This is a genomic window from Xanthomarina gelatinilytica (genome assembly GCF_000348685.1).
In the GTDB taxonomy this organism is placed as follows: domain Bacteria; phylum Bacteroidota; class Bacteroidia; order Flavobacteriales; family Flavobacteriaceae; genus Xanthomarina; species Xanthomarina gelatinilytica.
Genome location: NZ_ANLA01000008.1, coordinates 48,528 through 67,668 on the forward strand (window position 1 = coordinate 48,528; position 19,141 = coordinate 67,668).

The following is a 19,141-nucleotide window of genomic DNA, read 5'->3' on the forward strand; positions in this document are numbered from 1 at the left end:
AACAACAGGTATGAAAACAATTTTAAAATTCAAGGTGGCATTACTTTTTACTTTATTAGTTGCCTCATTTGGTTATACTCAAAACGGAAACAAAATAGATTGGACTACGGATTTGGAAATTTATAAATCACAGTTAGAAAGCAGACACATCGACTTATACCATTCCATAAATAAGCAAACATTTGATAAAGAATTATCACGCATAAAAGTGCTGTCAGATTCGGCAAGTGATTTCGAGGTTGTTTTAGAGTTGATGAAACTCACCAGACGCATTGGAGATGGTCATACGGCAGTATCATTACGTCATTTAGATACACATACTTTTCCATTTGAAGTCAAGTTTATAGAAAATGAATGGCGAGTCGTAAAAATAAGTCATGAGCATAAAAATTTATTAAAGGCGTCGTTGGTAGCTATTGATGGTGTTCCTATTGATGAGGTAGCAGCAAAAGTTTCAGAAGTGGCACAATTTGTTGAAAATAAACATTCGCAAGTTGTTAGAACAGGAAGTTATTTAACCATAAGCGAATTATTGCAGGCCTTACAAATAACTAAAAATACAAACTCAGCTGAATTTACATTTATAGACTTAGATAATAAAAAAATTACAGTAACGCTTGAAGCATTAGATAAAGTTGCAGCAGAAAAGACAGCAAATTTTGTTGCTTTATCCATTAGTGTTCCCGAAATAACAAAACCAAACAGCCCTATGTTCGATTATTTATGGTATGCGCCAATAAAAAGCACAAAAGCTGTTTATATACAATTTAATAGTTATCCAACTTTTGAAGACATGCAGGTTTTTGGAGAAGAATTGGTAGGTTATATTACTGAAAATGAAATTAAACAGGTGGTAATAGATATGCGTAATAATGGAGGAGGCGATTTGTATGTAGGCGTAGTTTTAGCCTATGCGCTTAATTTGGCTGATACTATAGACTGGAAGCAAGGTGTGTATGTTATGACTGATGCAGTTACATTTTCGGCAGCCACAAGTAATTCGGCACTTTTTAAACAATTATTGAATGCTAAAATTGTGGGACAGCCAACTGGTTCCAATCCAACAGGCTATCAAGATATGGACCAGTTTGAGTTACCCAATTCAAAATTGGTCATTACCTATTCCAAAAGAAGGTTTGAATTATCTGAAACAGTAACACAAGGTATTCAACCAGATGAGTTTTTAAACTATAATTGGAAAAATTTCTCACAAGGAAACGATAACATGCTTCAATGGGTCATTAAAGATATAAAACATTAAATCAGATACAGATGAAAACTCCCGATGCAAGATTAGTTTTTACCGCTTAAAGATTATAACAAACTTTATTTTTTACATTTGTGATTAACAAAATAAGAGTTTGATCGATAAAAAATCCATAGCAGTACTTCCTTTTGTCAATATGAGTAATAATATTGAAAACGAATATTTCTGCGATGGATTAACAGAAGAAATCATTAACGCTTTAGCTAAAATAAAAGACCTTTCAGTTACTTCCCGTACCTCTTCATTTTATTTTAAAAACAAAACAGTAACAGCTAAAGAGATAAGAGAGAGATTAAATGTTGCTACTTTTATTGAAGGTAGCGTGAGAGCATCAAAAAACAAAATTCGCATTACAGTGCAAATGATAGATACGGGTAATGACCTTCATTTCTGGTCAGAAACTTTTGACAGAAATCCTGATAATGTTTTTCAGATACAAGACGAAGTTAGTCTTTTTATTGCTGAAAAGTTACGTGAACATATAGGCCACCTCGAAATAGAGGATAAGTTGGTTGAACCTATTAATGTGCCTGTAGCTATTTATAGAGAGTACCTTAAAGGGAGATATTATATCATGAAGTTAGATGTTAAAAACTCTATTAAAGGGATCAATATTCTAAAAGATGTTATAAAAAAGGAGCCAAATTTTATTCAACCATATTTAGACATAAACTTGAGTTATACCTATATGGGCACTTTAGGTTTGTTGCCAGCTGATGAAGCTTTTCAAAATGCACAGCCCTTTTTTCAAAAAGCTATTGAATTGAATCCAAATTCATCTAGAGTACAATTAAATTTATCTTGGATTGAGTGTTGGCATAACTGGAATTTGGAAAAGGCTTACGAACATGCCAACAAAGCTTTGGAAATTCAACCCTCAGATGATATTTATCTAACCATTTCTAACTACTTAACAGTTGAAGGTAAATTAGACTCAGCACACAACTTTTTAGACAAAGCTTTGCAATTGGATCCTTTTTCTGCAATGAATCATCATTATAAAGGGTTCTTACTATACCTTCAAGAAAAGTACAACGACGCATTGCCGTACTTACAAAAAGCTTTAGAGTTAAATACTGATTTGGTTTTTCCACCTTTATATATTGGAGAATGTTTATTGTTTACAGGCAAACAGGAGGAAGCCGTTACTTATTATAATAATTTAAAAGGTATTCCAGTTACTGATCTAACCCAATTGGGTGGTTTGGCATTATGTTATGCTAAAATGAATGATTATAAAAAATGTGAAGAAAAGGTCATTGAGCTTGAAACCTATTTGGAATCTAAAAACATTGATAAGGCTTTTAACTTCTTGATTTTAGTAAATGTATTATTAGGTAATTATGATAAAGCTATAGATTTAGTGGAACAAGCTTTTGAAAACCATCTGCCTTTAATTTTATTGTTAAATACAGAACCAATAATAAAGCCTATAAAAAACAACAAACGCTTTAAAAGCATTATGCTAAAAGCCATTCCAGATAATGTCAATTACAAGCAGAAGAAAAAGTATAAACAAGCATTATTGGATACTAATGAAATTAAAAAGTACAGTAAAGAACTAGAACAAATTATGATAGACTATAAACTGTACTTAAATCCAGATCTATCCTTAAAAGATTTGGCGTCTTACTTGGAACTTCCTGCCAATTACGTCTCTCAATTATTAAACCTAGGATTTCAAAAAAACTTCTCTGAATATGTGAATACATTTAGAGTGAATGAATTTAAAGAACGCGTTCTTCAAAAAGAAAATAAAGGTTTAACAATAATGGCTGTAGCTTACGATAGCGGTTTTAACTCTAAAACAGTGTTTAACACCTTCTTCAAAAAAATAGAAGGGATAACACCCAATGCTTACCTGAAAAGTAATAGTTAGTTTTGATTTTATAATTAGAACTTTTTCTTTGCAATTTACATTTAATTTTACTTCATCAAATCTTTATAGTTTTAGATTGGTTGATATATTCTTTGTTCATATTAAAATGGAGTCATAATTAAATGATTTGCGTCATAATTTATAATACTGCGTTAAACTTTATATCTCTTGCTTCATAGCTGTTTACTGTTACTTTAAAGTTAAACCCATCTTTGTATCATCAAATTAACACTGTAATTACAAAAATTTAAAACCATGAAAAAATGTATCCAATTATGTTTTGCGTTACTTATGTTTAGCGCATGTAAAGGTCAGATAAATTCTGATGTAGCCATACAACCAACCTTATCGGACTATAAAGTAGGAGAAACATGGGTTTGGAAGTATAAAGGCGTAACTACCCAAGGGGAAGTAAGATCTGAAGGGACAGATGCTCGAGAAATAATAGATGTTAATGGTGAACTACGAATAACTATTGGAAAGGATACGATTCCTGTCTCAAACATTGTAAAACCCGAAACAAGTAACACGCCAAAGTACGCTTGGCCACTTAAAGTAGGTAAAAAATGGATTTATGAAGAAAACTGGACAAGTCAGGATGGTACCACAGGGAAACAGCAAATGAACGCTGAAGTGCTATCTTATAAAGAAGAAACGGTTGAAGCTGGAACTTTTATGGCATACACCATTCACTATAATGGTAACATCACAAATTCTAGAGGCTATAATGCGGTTGTAGATGAGGTTTGGTTGTATGCACCTGAAGTTAAAAATTTCATTAAGCTAACGCAAAATCAAGATAATTATATTTATAACGAAGAGCTAATAGAGTATTCTGATAAGCCATCAAAAAATAAAGTCCAATTAGAGAATCAAATTATTGGAAACGTGAAATTTTTGGAAGAGCCTGAGGACTTTAGCACTATAGCAAATAAAATGGTCGACTATAAAATACCTGCCTTATCGCTTGCAGTCATCAATGATGGTAAAATAGAATGGGCGGATATCTATCAAAATCCAAGTTTTTCAGCGCAAAACTTAAACTATTCTAGTATTTTTCAAGCAGCATCTTTATCTAAACCCGTAACTTTTTTTGCTGCCTTACGTATGCATACTGCTGGAGAAATAGACTTGGATGAGCATATAGATATATACTTAGAAAGTTACCAATTGCCACAGGGCAAACAAACTGCCGATAATCCAGTAACCTTTCGTAATATTTTTGCACATACTTCCGGTATTACTTCCGGAGGATATCAAGGCTATGCTAAAGATCTTGTAATACCAACTGATGTTGCTATTTTAAAAGGCAGTGAAGGCGTAAATTCACCAGCGATAGAAGTCATCACAGCACCAAATGAAATGTTAGCGTATTCTGGTGGTGGATACACCTTAGCTGAGGTAGCACTTCAAGATATTTTTAATGACGATTTTTCAAATATTATGAGCAAATGGATACTTCAACCTATTGGTATGAAGAATTCTGAATTCACACAACCATTGCAACCATTAGACTCAAGCAAAGTTGCAAAAGGATATACGTCAAAAGGAGTTATTATCGATGGAGGTTGGAGAAATCATCCTGAACAGGCTGCAGCTGGACTTTGGAGCAACGCTGTTGATATGGCCTACTTTTTAATTGAAATCTATAGAGGTTATCAAGGTCAAAGTTCCATTTTTTCAAAGTCTGAAATTCAATCGATACTCAATCATGAACGTGGTGGACATATTTATGGATTAATCGTGGATAAATCAGACACAGGTTTTGCAATTACACACTATGGTGGTAATGCTGGATATCGTACAGGTATGACCATAGACCTTAACACCGGAAAAGGATTGGTCTATTTAATTAATTCAGATAATGGAGGAGCTCTTGGCAATGAATTGCTGTTATCAGCTTCACAATTATACCATTGGAATCATTTTAAACGTGTATCGGTTAAACGCAATCAATTAGATTCAGAATTATTAAAACAACTTACAGGCACATACAAATGGAGTAATCAGGTAGAGCTTTCTATAAGTTTTAATGATGAAACAAACCAAATTTCCTTGCACTTTCCAAATGGTGATGCTTATGAACTCATTCCAATTAAAGGTGAAGAATTGAGTTTTATCAATTCTAATAATGGAGTTGAGGTTTCTTTTACAGCCACAAACGATTATCAATCTTTCCGACTTTACGGTGACACCGCAATTAAACTGTAATATAAGCTTAAAGTTTATATTAAAAACTCAAACAGTATTAGTCAAGTAATTTTAAAGATGTATTTTATGATAGTGAAAAACCGGCATAATTAAGCAGTTCACAGAATCATCTGCTGGAAGTTTTCATGTTAATGTAAAAACATTTATTTGCTATGACAATAGTCCATTAATTCAAGTGCAGATTGACGATTAAAATTACTTCTAATTTCCAATTTTAGTATGTTTTGTATTAGTTAATGATGTGGTTTAGAAGTGTGGTATTAAGAAAAAGAGCTAGAACTTTATTGAATGAGTTTAAACCATTGTATTTGATGAAAAAATTAATAACCTAGAGTAATTTTTCCTTTTCTAAAGTTCCTTTAAGTTTTTTATGGTTTTCCCAAAATTGTGTTTCTATTTTCTTAATAGTTTCCTCGTATTCTGGATGGTTTAGCAATTGCTTCATTAGCGGATCTTTCTTTATAAATAAAATTACCCAATATTGGAAACCATCCTGTAAACCAAATTTTTTATAAGCTTCTATAGCTTTTTCTGGCGTATTTTCATAAAGATAAAGCATAGCTAAACTAGCCTCTTTGTATATTGACTCATCTTTTTTTAAGTAGTCTTTATATTTTTCTAAGTAATGTTCAGCTTTCTTAGAAAAACCCAATTTTTTATACGTATAAGCAATTTTTATATGCTCTGCTGGATACAGGTCTATTTTGTTGGTAGCCAATATGTCCATATATTTTTCGTAATATAATAACGCCGTATCATAATCTTCTTGAAAATAATACATCTTAGCCAACTCTTGGGTTATATCGACACGAGTGGTATCTTTTTTCCACTCTACCAACATTTTATGTGTTAAGGCTTTTAAATCCTTATTATTGGCATAATCTATAAAGTTTTTTAAATAAGGCGCGTAAGGATTAGTAGGATTGTAATTTAAAGATGCTTCAATGTATTTTGAAGCTTCTTTAGCAAAACCGTTTTGGACTAAAGCATTGCTCAAGTGCAAATAGATATAGCTTTTGGACACAGAATCATTAGCTTCAATATTCAATTTAATGCCTTTTAATGCATATGTGAGATATTTACTTGTATTCGGAACCACCCGAGCATATAAATCAGATAAAATCAATACAGCTGAGGAAGCATTTGGATTGTAATCCAGCGCTTTTTCCAAGTATGGTATGGCTAACTTAAAATCGTTAATATTTATATAATATAGGGCTTTGGCAATAAGGGGTAATTCAGAAGTGGAATCATACAACAAGGCATTGTCGGCATACTCATTTAACCTGTCTAGATATTTCTTTTCGATTTTATTTGAATCTAAATAGTAGTAACAAATGGCAATTTGGGCATAAGCATACGCATATTTTGAATCTTGTTCTATAGCTTTTTCAAAATTCAAGATGGCCTTATGTAATCCGGCTTCATTTTGTTCGTTTTGATGTTCTAAACCTTTTAGATAAAAATCGTATGCCAAGATATTTTCTGTAGGTTTTTTTTCAATAAGCGCCAATTCCCTTGGTGTTACATTCGCTTCTATGGCGTAGGCGATCTTCTTTGCAATGGTATTTTGAAGCTCAAACACATTATCGAGTTGGTATTTGTACTGTTCAGACCAAATAGGGCTGTCCTTATGGACGTCTATCAATTGAATATTTAAAAGGACTTCATTTCCTATTTTTTGTCCACTTCCTTCAATCAAATAATTGACTTGTAATTCCTCGGCAATTTTTGTTACGGTTTTAGGGTTGTCCCTGTATTTTTCTGTGGAAGTCCTACTGATTACCCGTAAATCTTTAATTTTTTGAAGATTATTAAGTGACGATTCCATAACGCCATTAATGAAGTATAAATTAGAATTGTCTTCACTTAGGTTTTTGAAAGGTAAAAATGCAACGGACTTTTCTTTATCTGTTTTAGATTCAACAGACGCGAATTGGTCCTTAAAAAAGTAAATAATAGCTACGATTGAGATGGCCGTGATCGCTACAATATATTTATTAACCTTCTTGTTTTTTATGACTGCTTTGGTCGTTTCTTGTTCATTATTTTGTTCTGCAATGCGTTCTTCTTCTTTTTTGGATTTTGTTTCACCAGGAGGATAGCCATAATATTCGCGATAGCATTTTGTAAAATAAGACGGATTGCTAAAGCCAACTTCAAATGCAATTTCCGAAGCGGTATGTTCCGTTTCTAGCAGTAACTCTGCTGCTTTCTGTAAACGTATTTCCCGTATAAACTGACTGGCCGATAAATGGGTTTGCTTTTTTATTTTTCTAAGCAAACTAGAACGGCTCATATGCATGGCATCGGCCAATTCAGAAACACCAAATTGCTCATTAGAAATATGATCTAAAACTATGGATTTAGCTTCTGACAAAAATGAATTTGAAGAATAATTTGAAGTCATTTTTTTATTAACTGAAACGAATATAAGTAAAATTTAACAACGGCCTTTATCTGTAGGTATTTTGTGACAATACGATAAAATACGTCATAATTTATAGCCTTGCCGCATAATTTATAGTCCTGCGTTAAACTTCATAACTCTTGATTCATAGCTGTTTACTGTTGCATCAACGTTCATCGCATCTTTGTGTCATCAAATTAAAACAACAATTCTTAAAATCTAAAATTATGAAAAACGTAATGAAAATTCAAGTAAGATGTTTGGCTATTATAGGTGTAATGGCAATTTCACTAACCTCTTGTTTAGAAAAAAGTGAAAGCAAGGAAACAACAGCCATTTCAAAAAACGAAATAGCTAAACCAAGTATGGACATTCATAGTGCTGTATTAACTGGGAATTTGGAAGCGGTTAAGCAGCATATTGAAGCTGGGACTGATATCAATCAAAAAGAGGCCATGTCTGGATCTACACCTTTAATGTCTGCAGCCACTTTCAATAAACCTGAAATAGCTAAGGTACTAATAAATGCAAATGCAGATTTATCTGTAAAAAACAATGATGGCGGAACGGCTTTACATACGGCAGCCTTCTTTGGGCGTATCGAAATTGTACAATTGCTTATTGATGCAAAAGCTGATAAAACCATTCGTAATAATTATGGCGCCACAGCAAGGGAAACCGTTATGGTAGATTTTGACCAAATGAAACCAATCTATGAAATGCTAATTCAGCAGTTACAACCAATGGGTTTTACATTAGACCTTAATGAATTGCAAAAATCACGTCCTGTTGTTGCAATGATGCTACAGTAATTTAAAAATAAACGAAACTTAAAATGACAACAGAAAGAAGATACGATATTGATTGGTTGAGGGTAATTGCTATTGGTTTATTACTAATATATCATATAGCTATAGTTTTCCAACCGTGGGCCCTGTTCATTGGTTTTATTAAAAGTGAAAAATCATTGGAAAGTATATGGATACCTATGACAATGCTGAACGTTTGGCGTATTCCTCTGTTGTTCTTTGTCTCTGGAATGGGCTTATATTTTGCAATGAGAAAAAGAAACTGGAAGCAATTGTTCTTAGAACGCGGTAAACGAATTCTGTTGCCCTTTGTGTTCGGATTTTTGGCTATCACACCACTACATTTTTTAATTTTTCAGAACTACTACAATATGCCATTGAGTTATTTTCCGCACATGGGACATCTATGGTTTTTAGGAAATATTGTTGTCTATGTCGTAGTGTTGTCACCTATTTTTTTCTACTTGAAGAATAACGAAAATGGAAAATTTAGGAAAGCCATTTCAAAAGTGATGTCCTATGCTTTAGGACCATTATCTATATCAGTATTTTTTATGATAGAAATAGGTTTTGTTAAACCACAGCTATTTGAACTGTACGCTCAAACTTGGCATGGCTTTTTTATAGGGTTTTTGGCTTTCTTTTTTGGTTTTCTATTTGTGTATAGCGGTCAAGCCTTCTGGCAAACCGTTTCAAAGTGGAAATGGTTATATATCGGTATTGCAACTACATTCTTCATAATTCGTTTTACAGGATATGGATCCATATCAAATATGTACATCACGACCATAGAATCTAATGCTTGGATATTGGGTTTATTTGGAATAGGATATAATTACTTTAATAAACCAAGTGCATTACTTAGCTATTTGAGTGCAGCTGTTTATCCTGTTTATATTATTCACATGTTTGTCTTGTATGCAGGAGCATTATTCATTCTGCCATTCGATCTTCATCCTATGTTAAAATTTATAGGAATCACCTTATTTACGTTTATCGTCTGTTTTCTTATTTATGAATTTATCCTGAGACGCATTAGTATTTTAAGACCATTGTTTGGATTGAAATGGAAATTTAAAAGGGTAGTGCCGAAAAAATTAAAACGTATTTAGGGTTAAGCCCAAATTCTTAGCTTATTCATTTGATAATACATAAAGTCATGATTAAATTATTTAGAAAAAACAGACAAAAGCTACTGGCTAAAAAAACGCCTGCAGGAAGGGCAGGTAAGTTTGCCAACTATTTTGCCTATGCTACTGGAGAAATTATACTTGTTATTGTCGGAATCCTTATCGCATTGGCGATCAATGATCATTCAAATAGCAAGAAAAAACTAGAGTTGCGTAACTCATACATTATTCAGTTGAATGATGAAGCCGATCGCAACCTTAAAAAGTTAACACTTCTTAATGATGAGGCACTGCATATGCTCAAAGAGTTAGATACAGTATTCAAAATTCTATTATACAAAGACTATGATAATCCCAGATTATCGACAAAATCATTCTATTTAATTATGTCTAAAAAGTTTTATCCAGTGATGATAACCTATGAAAATTTAAAATTTTCGGGTGATTTAAAATTATTTGACGATTTAAACTTGCGCAATGCTATCTCTGAAACCTACGAAACCTTTAACCCTATAGAAAAACTAGAAGCTTCTGAACAACAGGCTATTGAGGCCTATTATGAGAATTTTTTGATGCAAAACGTAAAATTTAGGAATATGGGCATTTCTTCAGACACTTATGGAAAAGACATTTATTTTGAAAATATGGTGTTAACTAGAATGACTACTATTGCACAAAATCGAGAGGCTTATAGTAATGCTATTGAATCATTAAAAACATTGAAAAATACGTTTACTGAAATGCGATATAAAGATTAAAGAACCTTTGATTTTAGGTGGTTTTATTATTTGGATTTACATTTTAAATGAATTAAGCATCCTAAATAACTATCATATCATGAAACAAAACAAATCAAAATATATGTTTAGAATTATTTTAATAGTAGGGTCAATAGCTTCATTGTTCTTTGTGCCCTGGATTTTGGTAAAAGCGTGGATTTTACCTTTGCCTAATTCAGTTCAGGAGCAATTAGATCAAGCCGTGGATCATGGATTTGAAGGCGTTGTTGTCTATGTAAATCAAACTGGGAAAAGCTCAAAAAAATACGCTTCAGGTTGGCACAATAAAGAAGCCGAAATACCAGCAAAACCAGATGCGCTTTACAAGATTGCTAGTATAAGCAAACTGTACGATGCAGTTGCTGTAACTAAATTGGTAAGTAAAGGAAGACTTTCTTTAGATAAAACACTTGCTGATTATTTGCCAGATCTTATTGGTAGAATAGAAAATGCAGAGGAAATAACCTTAAGGTTAATGATTCAGCATAGAAGTGGCATTCCAAATTTTACAGACGCACCCAACTTTTGGGCTGAACCAACAGAAACATACGAAGAAAGTTTGGCACTTATAGATGGCAAATCTGCCAATTTTAAACCAGGCAAAAAGTATGAATATTGCAATACCAACTATCTGTTGATCAATAAAATAATGGATGATGTTTTGGGCTACCCAAATTTTCAATTTATCCAAGAAGAAATTTTAAAACCTTTAAACCTCAATAACACATTTAGTTCAGTTAGTGATGTAAATATAGATGATGTCATGAGTGGATATCATGTTGGATATCCTCACGATTTGAAAACGAACGATTATGGAATGCATGCCACTGCCGAAGATGTGGGTAAGTTTATCAGAGCATTAAATGATGGATCAGTATTTAATAATAATGAACAAGACATATATGCTTCTATTTATAAATTTGAACATGATGGATGGGTTCCTGGATATCAAAGTTTTGCTAAATATTATAAAAACACAGATACTGTAATTGTTGCATTCTATAGTACAACTGATCCTAAGTTACTTAACTGGAATTTATCACAGATTTTAAATAAAAGAATTTATAGAATTATTAAAAAATCAAAAAGTGAAGACTAAAAATATAAGTATAGATGTAAAGCAATCAAAAAAGAAATCGCATTCCTTTTGGAAGTTCTTTTGGCTAACATTTCTTGCCGTTTCTCTTGGTTATGCTTGGTACTCTTTTTATGCGCCTTCAAATGATATTACTTGGATAGATAACATGGAATCTGCTCAAAAATTAGCCAACAATTCTGATAAAAAGATTATGATATTCTTTACAGGAACATGGTGCTCACCATGTAAAATGATGAAACGTCAAGTATTTGCAGATCAAGAGGTTAATAAAGCTATGGATGCTAAAGTCGTATCCATAGAAATTAATATTGATGACTCAAATTCTGAAGCACTAATAAAACAATATAGTATTGGTGCTACACCAACAACAATTTTCATTGATAACGAGGGAAATGTCATTGATTATGCTGTTGGAAAAGTTGGGAAAGCAAAATTCCTTGAAATGCTTCTTAACATTTAATTAAAAATAGAAATCATCAATCAAAAAACGAACAGTTATGAAATTAATTAAAATGAAAAATCAATTTATTGTTAAAAACCATCCGATAATATTTAATTCTTAAATTTAGTTCTGATTCTTAAAGTAGAACTTTAAGCTTTATCATTCATCCTACTTTTGCAATAAATTAATAAAATCAGTAAAAATGGAAAAAATGAAAATTAAAAAAAGTAAAAAAGGAGTCAAATTAGGCATAGGAATTATACTAGGCACAATTATAGGGTATTTAACCTCGAATATGCAATTGTGGTTTGTATTGGGTATTGCTATTGGTGCTGCGTTAGAATATGGTTCAAATAAAAAGCAATCATAAAAATGAAACAATCTATTAAAATAGTATTTTTCGCTTTTGTCACATTTTCAACCTTATGCGTTTTTTCTCAGAATACTAATAAAGTGCTAGTTAATAAAATTGACTCTTATTTGGAAGCAAGTTCAAAAAACGGCTTTTCCGGAGTTGTTTTGGTTGCTAAAAAGGGAGAAGTGGTTTTATCTAAAGGATACGGATGGGCAGACAGGGAAAATAAAATACCCAACTCACCAACAACCGTTTTTAATATTGGCTCCGTAACAAAACAATTTACGGCATCTGCAATCTTAAAATTGGTAGAGCAAGGAAAAATGAAGACATCGGATAAAATAAGTTCATATTTTACTGAGACACCTACTGATAAAAAAGATATAACGATTCATCAATTATTAACGCATACGTCAGGAATTTCTAATAGAACAGGTGGTTTTAGATATGATGAAGCCAGCAAGGAACAATTTTTAAAAGAATTTTTTGAGTCCACATTGCAGTCTAAACCTGGCACAACCTACCAATATGCAAATGCCAATTACATTATGTTGACCATTATATTGGAGTCGGTTTCAGGACAAACCTATAATACTTTTTTAAAGGAAAATTTATTTGAACCTGCACAGATGACAAGTACAGGCTATAAAAGCATCACCTTTAATACAGATCGGCTCGCACATGGATACTATTACAATAGGGATGATGCAAAATGGGTAGATTGGGGAACAACCCAACAGCACCTACCATACAACAATAATCATTGGTATAGTATAGGTAAAGGCGACATTCATTCTACTACTGAAGATTTATACAAGTGGCATGTTGCTTTAAATAACAATGCAGTATTAACGTCCAAAACAAGAGCAATCCAAGAAACGGCATATGTGGCTGAGAATGATAACATGACATCGCATTATGGTTATGGTTGGGCCATATCCAAAAGTCATAACGACGCCAAAATAGTTGCTCATAATGGTAGTAACGGATTGTATTTTGCAGATTTTGTGAGATTTATAGACGACGATGTAGTAGTAATATACATCACAAATGCTTTTTTAGGTCCTGAATCAGAAAACGTAGCGAGAGAAATTGGTAAGATGGTTTATAATACCAATTATACACCAGCACCAATTCCCAGAAATATTTATGAATTGATTCATGAATTTATGAAAACCAATCCATCTGCAAATGCAGACAAACTACCAAATTATTTAAATAAAGAACTTAAAGATGAATTTAACGATCCTGCCATTCTCAATAGACTAGGGTATAGTAGATTGAAAAAAGAAGACCAACCTGACTGGGCATTAGCATTGTTTAAATTGAATGTAAAATTATTTCCTGAAGATGGTAATTTATGGGATTCATTGGGTGAAGCTTACTTAACATACAACCAAAAAGAAGATGCGATAAAAAGTTATTCAAAAGCCGTTGAGTTAGGTAGTGAAGGCTCAAAGGAAACATTACAAAAATTGCTTAAAGAAGACGAATAATACAGTTTGTTAGAATATAAGAGCAAATAACATATAAAGTTTTGATAGTAAAAAAATTAGAGAATGTATCATTTGATATAATCGCTGATTGCTTTTTAAAATCTTTTGAGGATTATCATATGAAAATTCCTACTGACAAAAATTACTATAAAGAGAGGTGGAAAATAGCAAAAGTTGATTATGCGCTTTCTTATGGCATGTTTGATAGAGCAAAATTAGTTGGGTTTATAATACATGCAATTGATACACGAAATGGAGAGAAAATAGCATTTAATACGGGTACAGGTGTGCATCCAGAATACAGAGGAAAACAAATTGTTAGGTCAATCTACAATTTTGCCATACCATATTTAAAAGTAAATGGGGTTACAAAATGTGCTTTAGAAGTTATCATTGAAAATAGTAAAGCCATAAAAACGTATCAGGGTATTGGATTTAATATTTGTAAAACATTTAAGTGTTTCAGTGGCGAAATTAAATCACACCTAAATGAAAAAATAGAGTTGAACGAAGTGGATTATAATGCTTTTGATTGGGAAAAGATGCCAAATCAACAATTATACTCTTGGGATTTTAATTTAGAAGTAATTAAAAACGGAAATTACAAATACTATCAAATAATGAAAGACAACTTGGTTGAATCGTATTTTATCATAAACCCTAGTAATGCGTATTTAGCACAATTTGAGATTCTAATAGAAAGTGCTGCCTGTTGGAAAAGATTGTTTAAAGGAATACAAGAAGTTTCAAACTCAATAAAAATCATAAATGTTGATACCAGATTAAACCAAAAAATAGATTGCATCAATTCAATAGGGTTAGCGAATACTGTTAATCAATATGAAATGCAAATGAATATATAAACTAAAGGTCACATAAGCTACGCGTCATACATCTTTAGAACGAAATGGTCTTATAATGAACGACTTTTCAGTTTAGTTATATATCACCACATAAATTCAGAATTTAATAAACAAGCAACAATTCATCTTTCTAAAGCAACAGTTCGGTTATTTAATTTCATAATCACCCTGCTTTTATAAGAAATTTGCACCTAAATTATAAAGATCAAACAATTATGAAATCAATTAAAATGAAAACAATCAAAAAACAAATGGTATTAAAATGGCTTGTGTAGCCTTGGCATTGGCATCAAGAATAATAGCATGTACAGGTTATGAAATTTACAAAAAGAAAAATTTCCACGTTTAATATTCAATCTAAAGTAGTTCTTGGTCGTGCGTCTTTGGATGTAGATATGCATAGAGATACATTACTATTTAATATTGGATTAGGATTTAGCTGTTTATAAGTTGTAATTTAAACATCATAGGTCACCATGTAATTCAGAATCTGTTATTGTACTACCTAATGAAATCAATGTGTTTTAGGAGACCATAATAGAATATTAAAAAAAAATTAAAAATGAAATATATTTTATTATCCTGTTTAGTATTTCTGATTAATTGTTCAAATAAGACCAATTTAAAAGTTACATCGACCGCTATAGAGAAAGAAGAAAATCTTATTCAAGTACTTGATACAATTTGGTCAACTGAACAAACCCCAATTAGATTAAGAGATTCATTAATGGCTATATACGGAGTGGACTCAGAGTTAGTTAAAGGGCAACAAGCTATTATCGAAAAAAACCACGCAATTAATGAGAAAAAAGTGAAAGATATTCTAGATAAGTATGGATGGCCAACAAAAGAAAAAGCCGGACAGCAAGGAAATTGGACCATATGTAATGTCATTCAACATTCAGATAATGAAGTTAGAATAAAGTATCTTCCAATGATGAGGCAAGCCGTAAAGGATAAGAAACTAGAGCCTCGGTTCTTAGTACGAGCTGAAGATAGAATTGCAACAGAAAGAGGGGATTTACAGATTTATGGTGGACAAATGAAATACTACCCAAAAACTAAAAGTTTTAATTTATGGCCCGTTTACGACCCTGTAAATATAGATAAAAGAAGAACAGAAATTGGATTAGATTCAATCGCTGTATTTCTTAAGAATAGATTTGATTTTGAATGGAATCTCGAAGAACAAATAAAGAGAACAAAAGAATTTGAATTGGCAAAGCAGAAAAAATAAATAGTACAGACTTAAAATTTAATATAATAGAACCCTATGAATGGACCAGACAAAAACACAAAATTCCCACTTACGCATTACAACAAACTGTGTTTTTTAAAAAACATAGTAAAGAATCCCAATATCATTGTTGGAGATTATACCTACTATGACGATTTTGAAAATGTAGAGAACTTTGAGAAAAATGTAAAATACCATTTTGACTTTGTGGATGATAAATTAATCATTGGAAAATTCTGTATGATTGCTTCTGATGTAAAATTCATAATGAATGGCGCCAATCATTTAACGGCCGCCATGTCAACCTATCCTTTTGCAATTTTTGGAAATGGTTGGGAATCTGCTATGGAAGGAAAATCTTATCCACAAAAGGGAGATATAAACATTGGAAACGACGTTTGGATAGGTTTTAACTCAACAATTATGGCTGGAGTTAACATTGGAGACGGAGCCATTATAGCTACAAATTCGACAGTTACCAAAGATGTTGAACCTTATACAATTGTGGGAGGGAACCCTGCAAAAAACATTAGAAAACGATTTTCTGAAGATGTAATAGCAAAACTTTTAGAACTTCAATGGTGGCATTGGGATATCGAAAAAATCACAATGAACATCCAGAACTTGACGGATAACAACATTGAAAAATTAATGAAATAATTGAATTTGTTCCAATTTTCAAACACGAACCTCTATCACACAAACCTGCCGCAACTTTGCAGCAAATAATAGTGATTATGAAAGCAGCAGTTTATACAAAATATGGTTCACCAGAAGTTATTCAGATAATTGATGTTGAAATTCCATCACCAAAACCAAATGAGATATTAGTAAAAATTAAGGCGTCATCAGTAACAAGAGCAGATACCATGATGCGCCAAGGTATACCTAAATTTGGTAGATTGTTCTTAGGCTTATTTAAACCTAAGAACACAACTTTAGGAACTGGCTTTTCAGGGGTTGTAGAGGCTGTAGGATCGCAAATCACAAAATTTAAAGTAGGAGATGAAGTTTTTGGAGAAAAACTATTTTGCAATGGTTGCAATGCAGATTATATATGTATTGCGGAAAATGTGGTTTTAGATATAAAACCCAATATAATTTCCCATGAAGAAGCAGCACCTGTTTGCGATGGGTTTTTAACCTCTTATAACTTTTTAAAAGATATTGCAGATTTAAAGCCAGGGCAACATATTTTAATTAATGGTGCTTCAGGAAGCTTAGGTTCGGCAGCAGTTCAATTGTCAAAAGTAATTGGCGCAAAAGTTACAGCAGTTTGTAGTACAAAAAATATTGATTTTGTAAAATCTATAGGAGCCGATAAAGTAATTGATTACAAAAAAACACCTATAGCTAAAATTAATGAGAAGTACAATGTAATTTATGATTCGGTTGGAACCCTATCTTATAAAGAAAGTAAAAAACTATTAAGTTCTAATGGTGTTTTTATGACACCGGTATTAAGTGGTCAAATACTTTATCAAATGTTATTTAATCCAAAGAAAGTAAAATTTGCTGCTACAGGTATAAAAAAGACCGAGGAATTAAAACAATTATTTTTAGACTTGGTGGGTCTTTATAAACAAGGAAAACTACAAACCCATATTGATAAAAAATATAGCCTTCCAGATATAAAACATGCGCATCATTATCTTGAAACGGGTCGTAAAGTGGGTAATATAGTTGTTGTTAATCCATAAATCATCATCAATCAAAAAACGAAAATGCCATGTTTTTTAAATCAAAAGAAGGTAAAGAAAAAATTATAACCCTTTACAATCAAAAGTTAAGTGAGCTGAATATTAAACATTCAGAAAAATTGGTAGAAACAAAGTTTGGAGTCACTAATGTTATTGCTACTGGCGATATTAAAAACCCTCCTTTAGTACTAATTCACGGAACAGGAGGTTGCGCTCCCCAAATTTTAGATTCCTTCCCCAATTTAGCCTCAAAATATTGTGTCTATGCAGTAGATGTGTTAGCACAGCCGAATAAAAGTGCAGAGAATAGATTAGACATGAAATCTTTAGATTATGGTAAATGGCTTATCGAAGTTATCATAAAACTAAGACTAAAAAATATAACATTAGTTGGTTTTTCCTTTGGTGGATTCATAAGCTTAAAAGCACTAGAATTTAATGAAACACCTATTAAACAAGTATTCCTAATCGCCCCAGTCTATATTGTAAATGGTAATCCTCTTGTAGGTGTATTCAAAATGTTCCTACCATTAAAAAAATTTATCAAAACAAATAACCAAAAGTATATGAAAAAAGTAATGCATGTACTTTTTTCGGAATACGATGACTTTGCATTAACATTTATGTCAACTACTTTTCAAAACTGTAATATGGATTTTTCACCTTTGCCTATAATATCTAAACAATCTGCTAACAAAATAAAAACTCCAATTAATATTATGGCAGCAGAAAAAGACATCATGTTTCCTGGTAAAAAAATGATTAAACGAGCTAAAGATATTTTTCCTTCATTAGAAGAATTTGTTTTATTGGAAGGCTCTAAGCATGTTCCTTGTTTAAAAGATTTTAAGGAAATAGAGGAACTAATTCTAGATAAAAGCGAATGATTATTAAAAATAATAAATAAATGGCAAGCTTATCTGAACTAACTATAATTCCAATAAATGGAATTGAATTAGAAGTTTTGAATTGTTTTTAGGAGATGATTTCTATTTTGTTCATTTTAATAAACAACTAGGAGTGACAGATGCTGTTTTAGAGACATAACCTTCAATTTAATCTTGCAATAATCCAATTTATATTCCTGTTGAGGAGCCAATGCAAGTTGTTATTTCTACTCTCATGAAATAAAGCCAAGGTTAAGTCTCAATCTGTAAAAGTCAGAACGTTTTTTTAATTTAACACCTATTCATTATCAATAACATTATTAAGGGTTGCTTTGAGCATAGTAAAAGTCTAAACCTTATCACGTTTAATAGCTTTTTTACGGTTGTTTGAAGAGGAATTAGCTTCGCTGATTCCTTTGAGAGAATGTTTTCAAAAGCCTAATCGCTGAGGTGTTTGGTAACTTTTTTTCGATTCTTGGAAGGGGAATTAGCTTCGCTGATTCCTTTGGGGGAGTGCTCTCAAAAGCATGAACGCTGACGTGTTTGATAGCTTTTTTACGGTTGTTTGAAGAGGAAT

At 32.0% G+C, this 19,141-nt stretch carries 16 protein-coding genes; 15 read left to right on the plus strand and 1 reads right to left on the minus strand.

What is annotated here, in order from left to right; genetic code table 11:
* The first annotated feature begins 10 nt into the window (after positions 1-10).
* The 3 genes from D778_RS06215 (at position 11) to D778_RS14360 (ending at position 5,357) form a co-directional block, all read left to right on the plus strand.
* Positions 11-1,261, plus strand: a complete 1,251-nt coding sequence (locus D778_RS06215; RefSeq protein ID WP_007648792.1) for a S41 family peptidase — start codon at positions 11-13, stop codon at positions 1,259-1,261.
* Positions 1,262-1,361: 100 nt separating this feature from the next.
* Entirely contained in the window at positions 1,362-3,146 is a 1,785-nt protein-coding gene (locus D778_RS06220) for a helix-turn-helix domain-containing protein (protein WP_007648794.1), read from the plus strand.
* Between the two features lie 255 nt (positions 3,147-3,401).
* Positions 3,402-5,357 (plus strand): serine hydrolase domain-containing protein, encoded by a 1,956-nt coding sequence (locus D778_RS14360; protein WP_007648796.1) that lies wholly within the window; start codon positions 3,402-3,404, stop codon positions 5,355-5,357.
* Positions 5,358-5,685: 328 nt separating this feature from the next.
* On the opposite strand, the gene D778_RS06235 is transcribed toward D778_RS14360, so the two are convergent.
* Positions 5,686-7,767 (minus strand): helix-turn-helix domain-containing protein, encoded by a 2,082-nt coding sequence (locus D778_RS06235; RefSeq protein ID WP_007648797.1) that lies wholly within the window; start codon positions 7,765-7,767, stop codon positions 5,686-5,688.
* A 227-nt stretch (positions 7,768-7,994) separates the two neighbouring features.
* On the opposite strand from D778_RS06235, the gene D778_RS06240 reads away from it, so the two are divergent.
* The 12 genes from D778_RS06240 to D778_RS06290 all read left to right on the plus strand — a co-directional run bounded on the left by D778_RS06240 (position 7,995) and on the right by D778_RS06290 (position 18,564).
* Complete coding sequence (locus D778_RS06240) at positions 7,995-8,579, plus strand: ankyrin repeat domain-containing protein (RefSeq protein WP_040491676.1); 585 nt, start codon at positions 7,995-7,997, stop codon at positions 8,577-8,579.
* A 23-nt stretch (positions 8,580-8,602) separates the two neighbouring features.
* Complete coding sequence (locus D778_RS06245; protein WP_007648800.1) at positions 8,603-9,688, plus strand: acyltransferase family protein; 1,086 nt, start codon at positions 8,603-8,605, stop codon at positions 9,686-9,688.
* A gap of 47 nt (positions 9,689-9,735) precedes the next feature.
* A complete protein-coding gene (locus D778_RS06250) occupies positions 9,736-10,464 on the plus strand; it encodes a hypothetical protein (RefSeq protein WP_007648801.1) in 729 nt (242 codons plus the stop codon).
* Between the two features lie 79 nt (positions 10,465-10,543).
* A complete protein-coding gene (locus D778_RS06255; RefSeq protein WP_040491688.1) occupies positions 10,544-11,584 on the plus strand; it encodes a serine hydrolase domain-containing protein in 1,041 nt (346 codons plus the stop codon).
* Positions 11,574-12,044 (plus strand): thioredoxin family protein, encoded by a 471-nt coding sequence (locus D778_RS06260; protein ID WP_007648803.1) that lies wholly within the window; start codon positions 11,574-11,576, stop codon positions 12,042-12,044. Before D778_RS06255 ends, D778_RS06260 begins: the two co-directional genes overlap by 11 nt.
* Positions 12,045-12,237: 193 nt before the next feature.
* Complete coding sequence (locus D778_RS14675) at positions 12,238-12,396, plus strand: glycine zipper domain-containing protein (RefSeq protein ID WP_202898523.1); 159 nt, start codon at positions 12,238-12,240, stop codon at positions 12,394-12,396.
* 83 nt (positions 12,397-12,479) lie between these two features.
* Positions 12,480-13,877: a serine hydrolase domain-containing protein gene (locus D778_RS06265; RefSeq protein ID WP_238307596.1), complete on the plus strand. Its 1,398-nt coding sequence runs from the start codon at positions 12,480-12,482 to the stop codon at positions 13,875-13,877.
* 41 nt (positions 13,878-13,918) lie between these two features.
* The gene (locus D778_RS06270) at positions 13,919-14,740 is read left to right on the plus strand and encodes a GNAT family N-acetyltransferase (RefSeq protein WP_007648806.1); all 822 of its coding nucleotides are present in this window, start codon (positions 13,919-13,921) and stop codon (positions 14,738-14,740) included.
* A 562-nt stretch (positions 14,741-15,302) separates the two neighbouring features.
* A complete protein-coding gene (locus D778_RS06275) occupies positions 15,303-15,977 on the plus strand; it encodes a DUF6624 domain-containing protein (protein WP_007648807.1) in 675 nt (224 codons plus the stop codon).
* 36 nt (positions 15,978-16,013) lie between these two features.
* Positions 16,014-16,637: a CatB-related O-acetyltransferase gene (locus D778_RS06280; protein ID WP_007648808.1), complete on the plus strand. Its 624-nt coding sequence runs from the start codon at positions 16,014-16,016 to the stop codon at positions 16,635-16,637.
* 77 nt (positions 16,638-16,714) lie between these two features.
* Entirely contained in the window at positions 16,715-17,677 is a 963-nt protein-coding gene (locus D778_RS06285; protein WP_007648809.1) for an NAD(P)-dependent alcohol dehydrogenase, read from the plus strand.
* Positions 17,678-17,706: 29 nt separating this feature from the next.
* Complete coding sequence (locus D778_RS06290; RefSeq protein WP_007648810.1) at positions 17,707-18,564, plus strand: alpha/beta fold hydrolase; 858 nt, start codon at positions 17,707-17,709, stop codon at positions 18,562-18,564.
* The last annotated feature ends 577 nt before the right edge of the window (positions 18,565-19,141 follow it).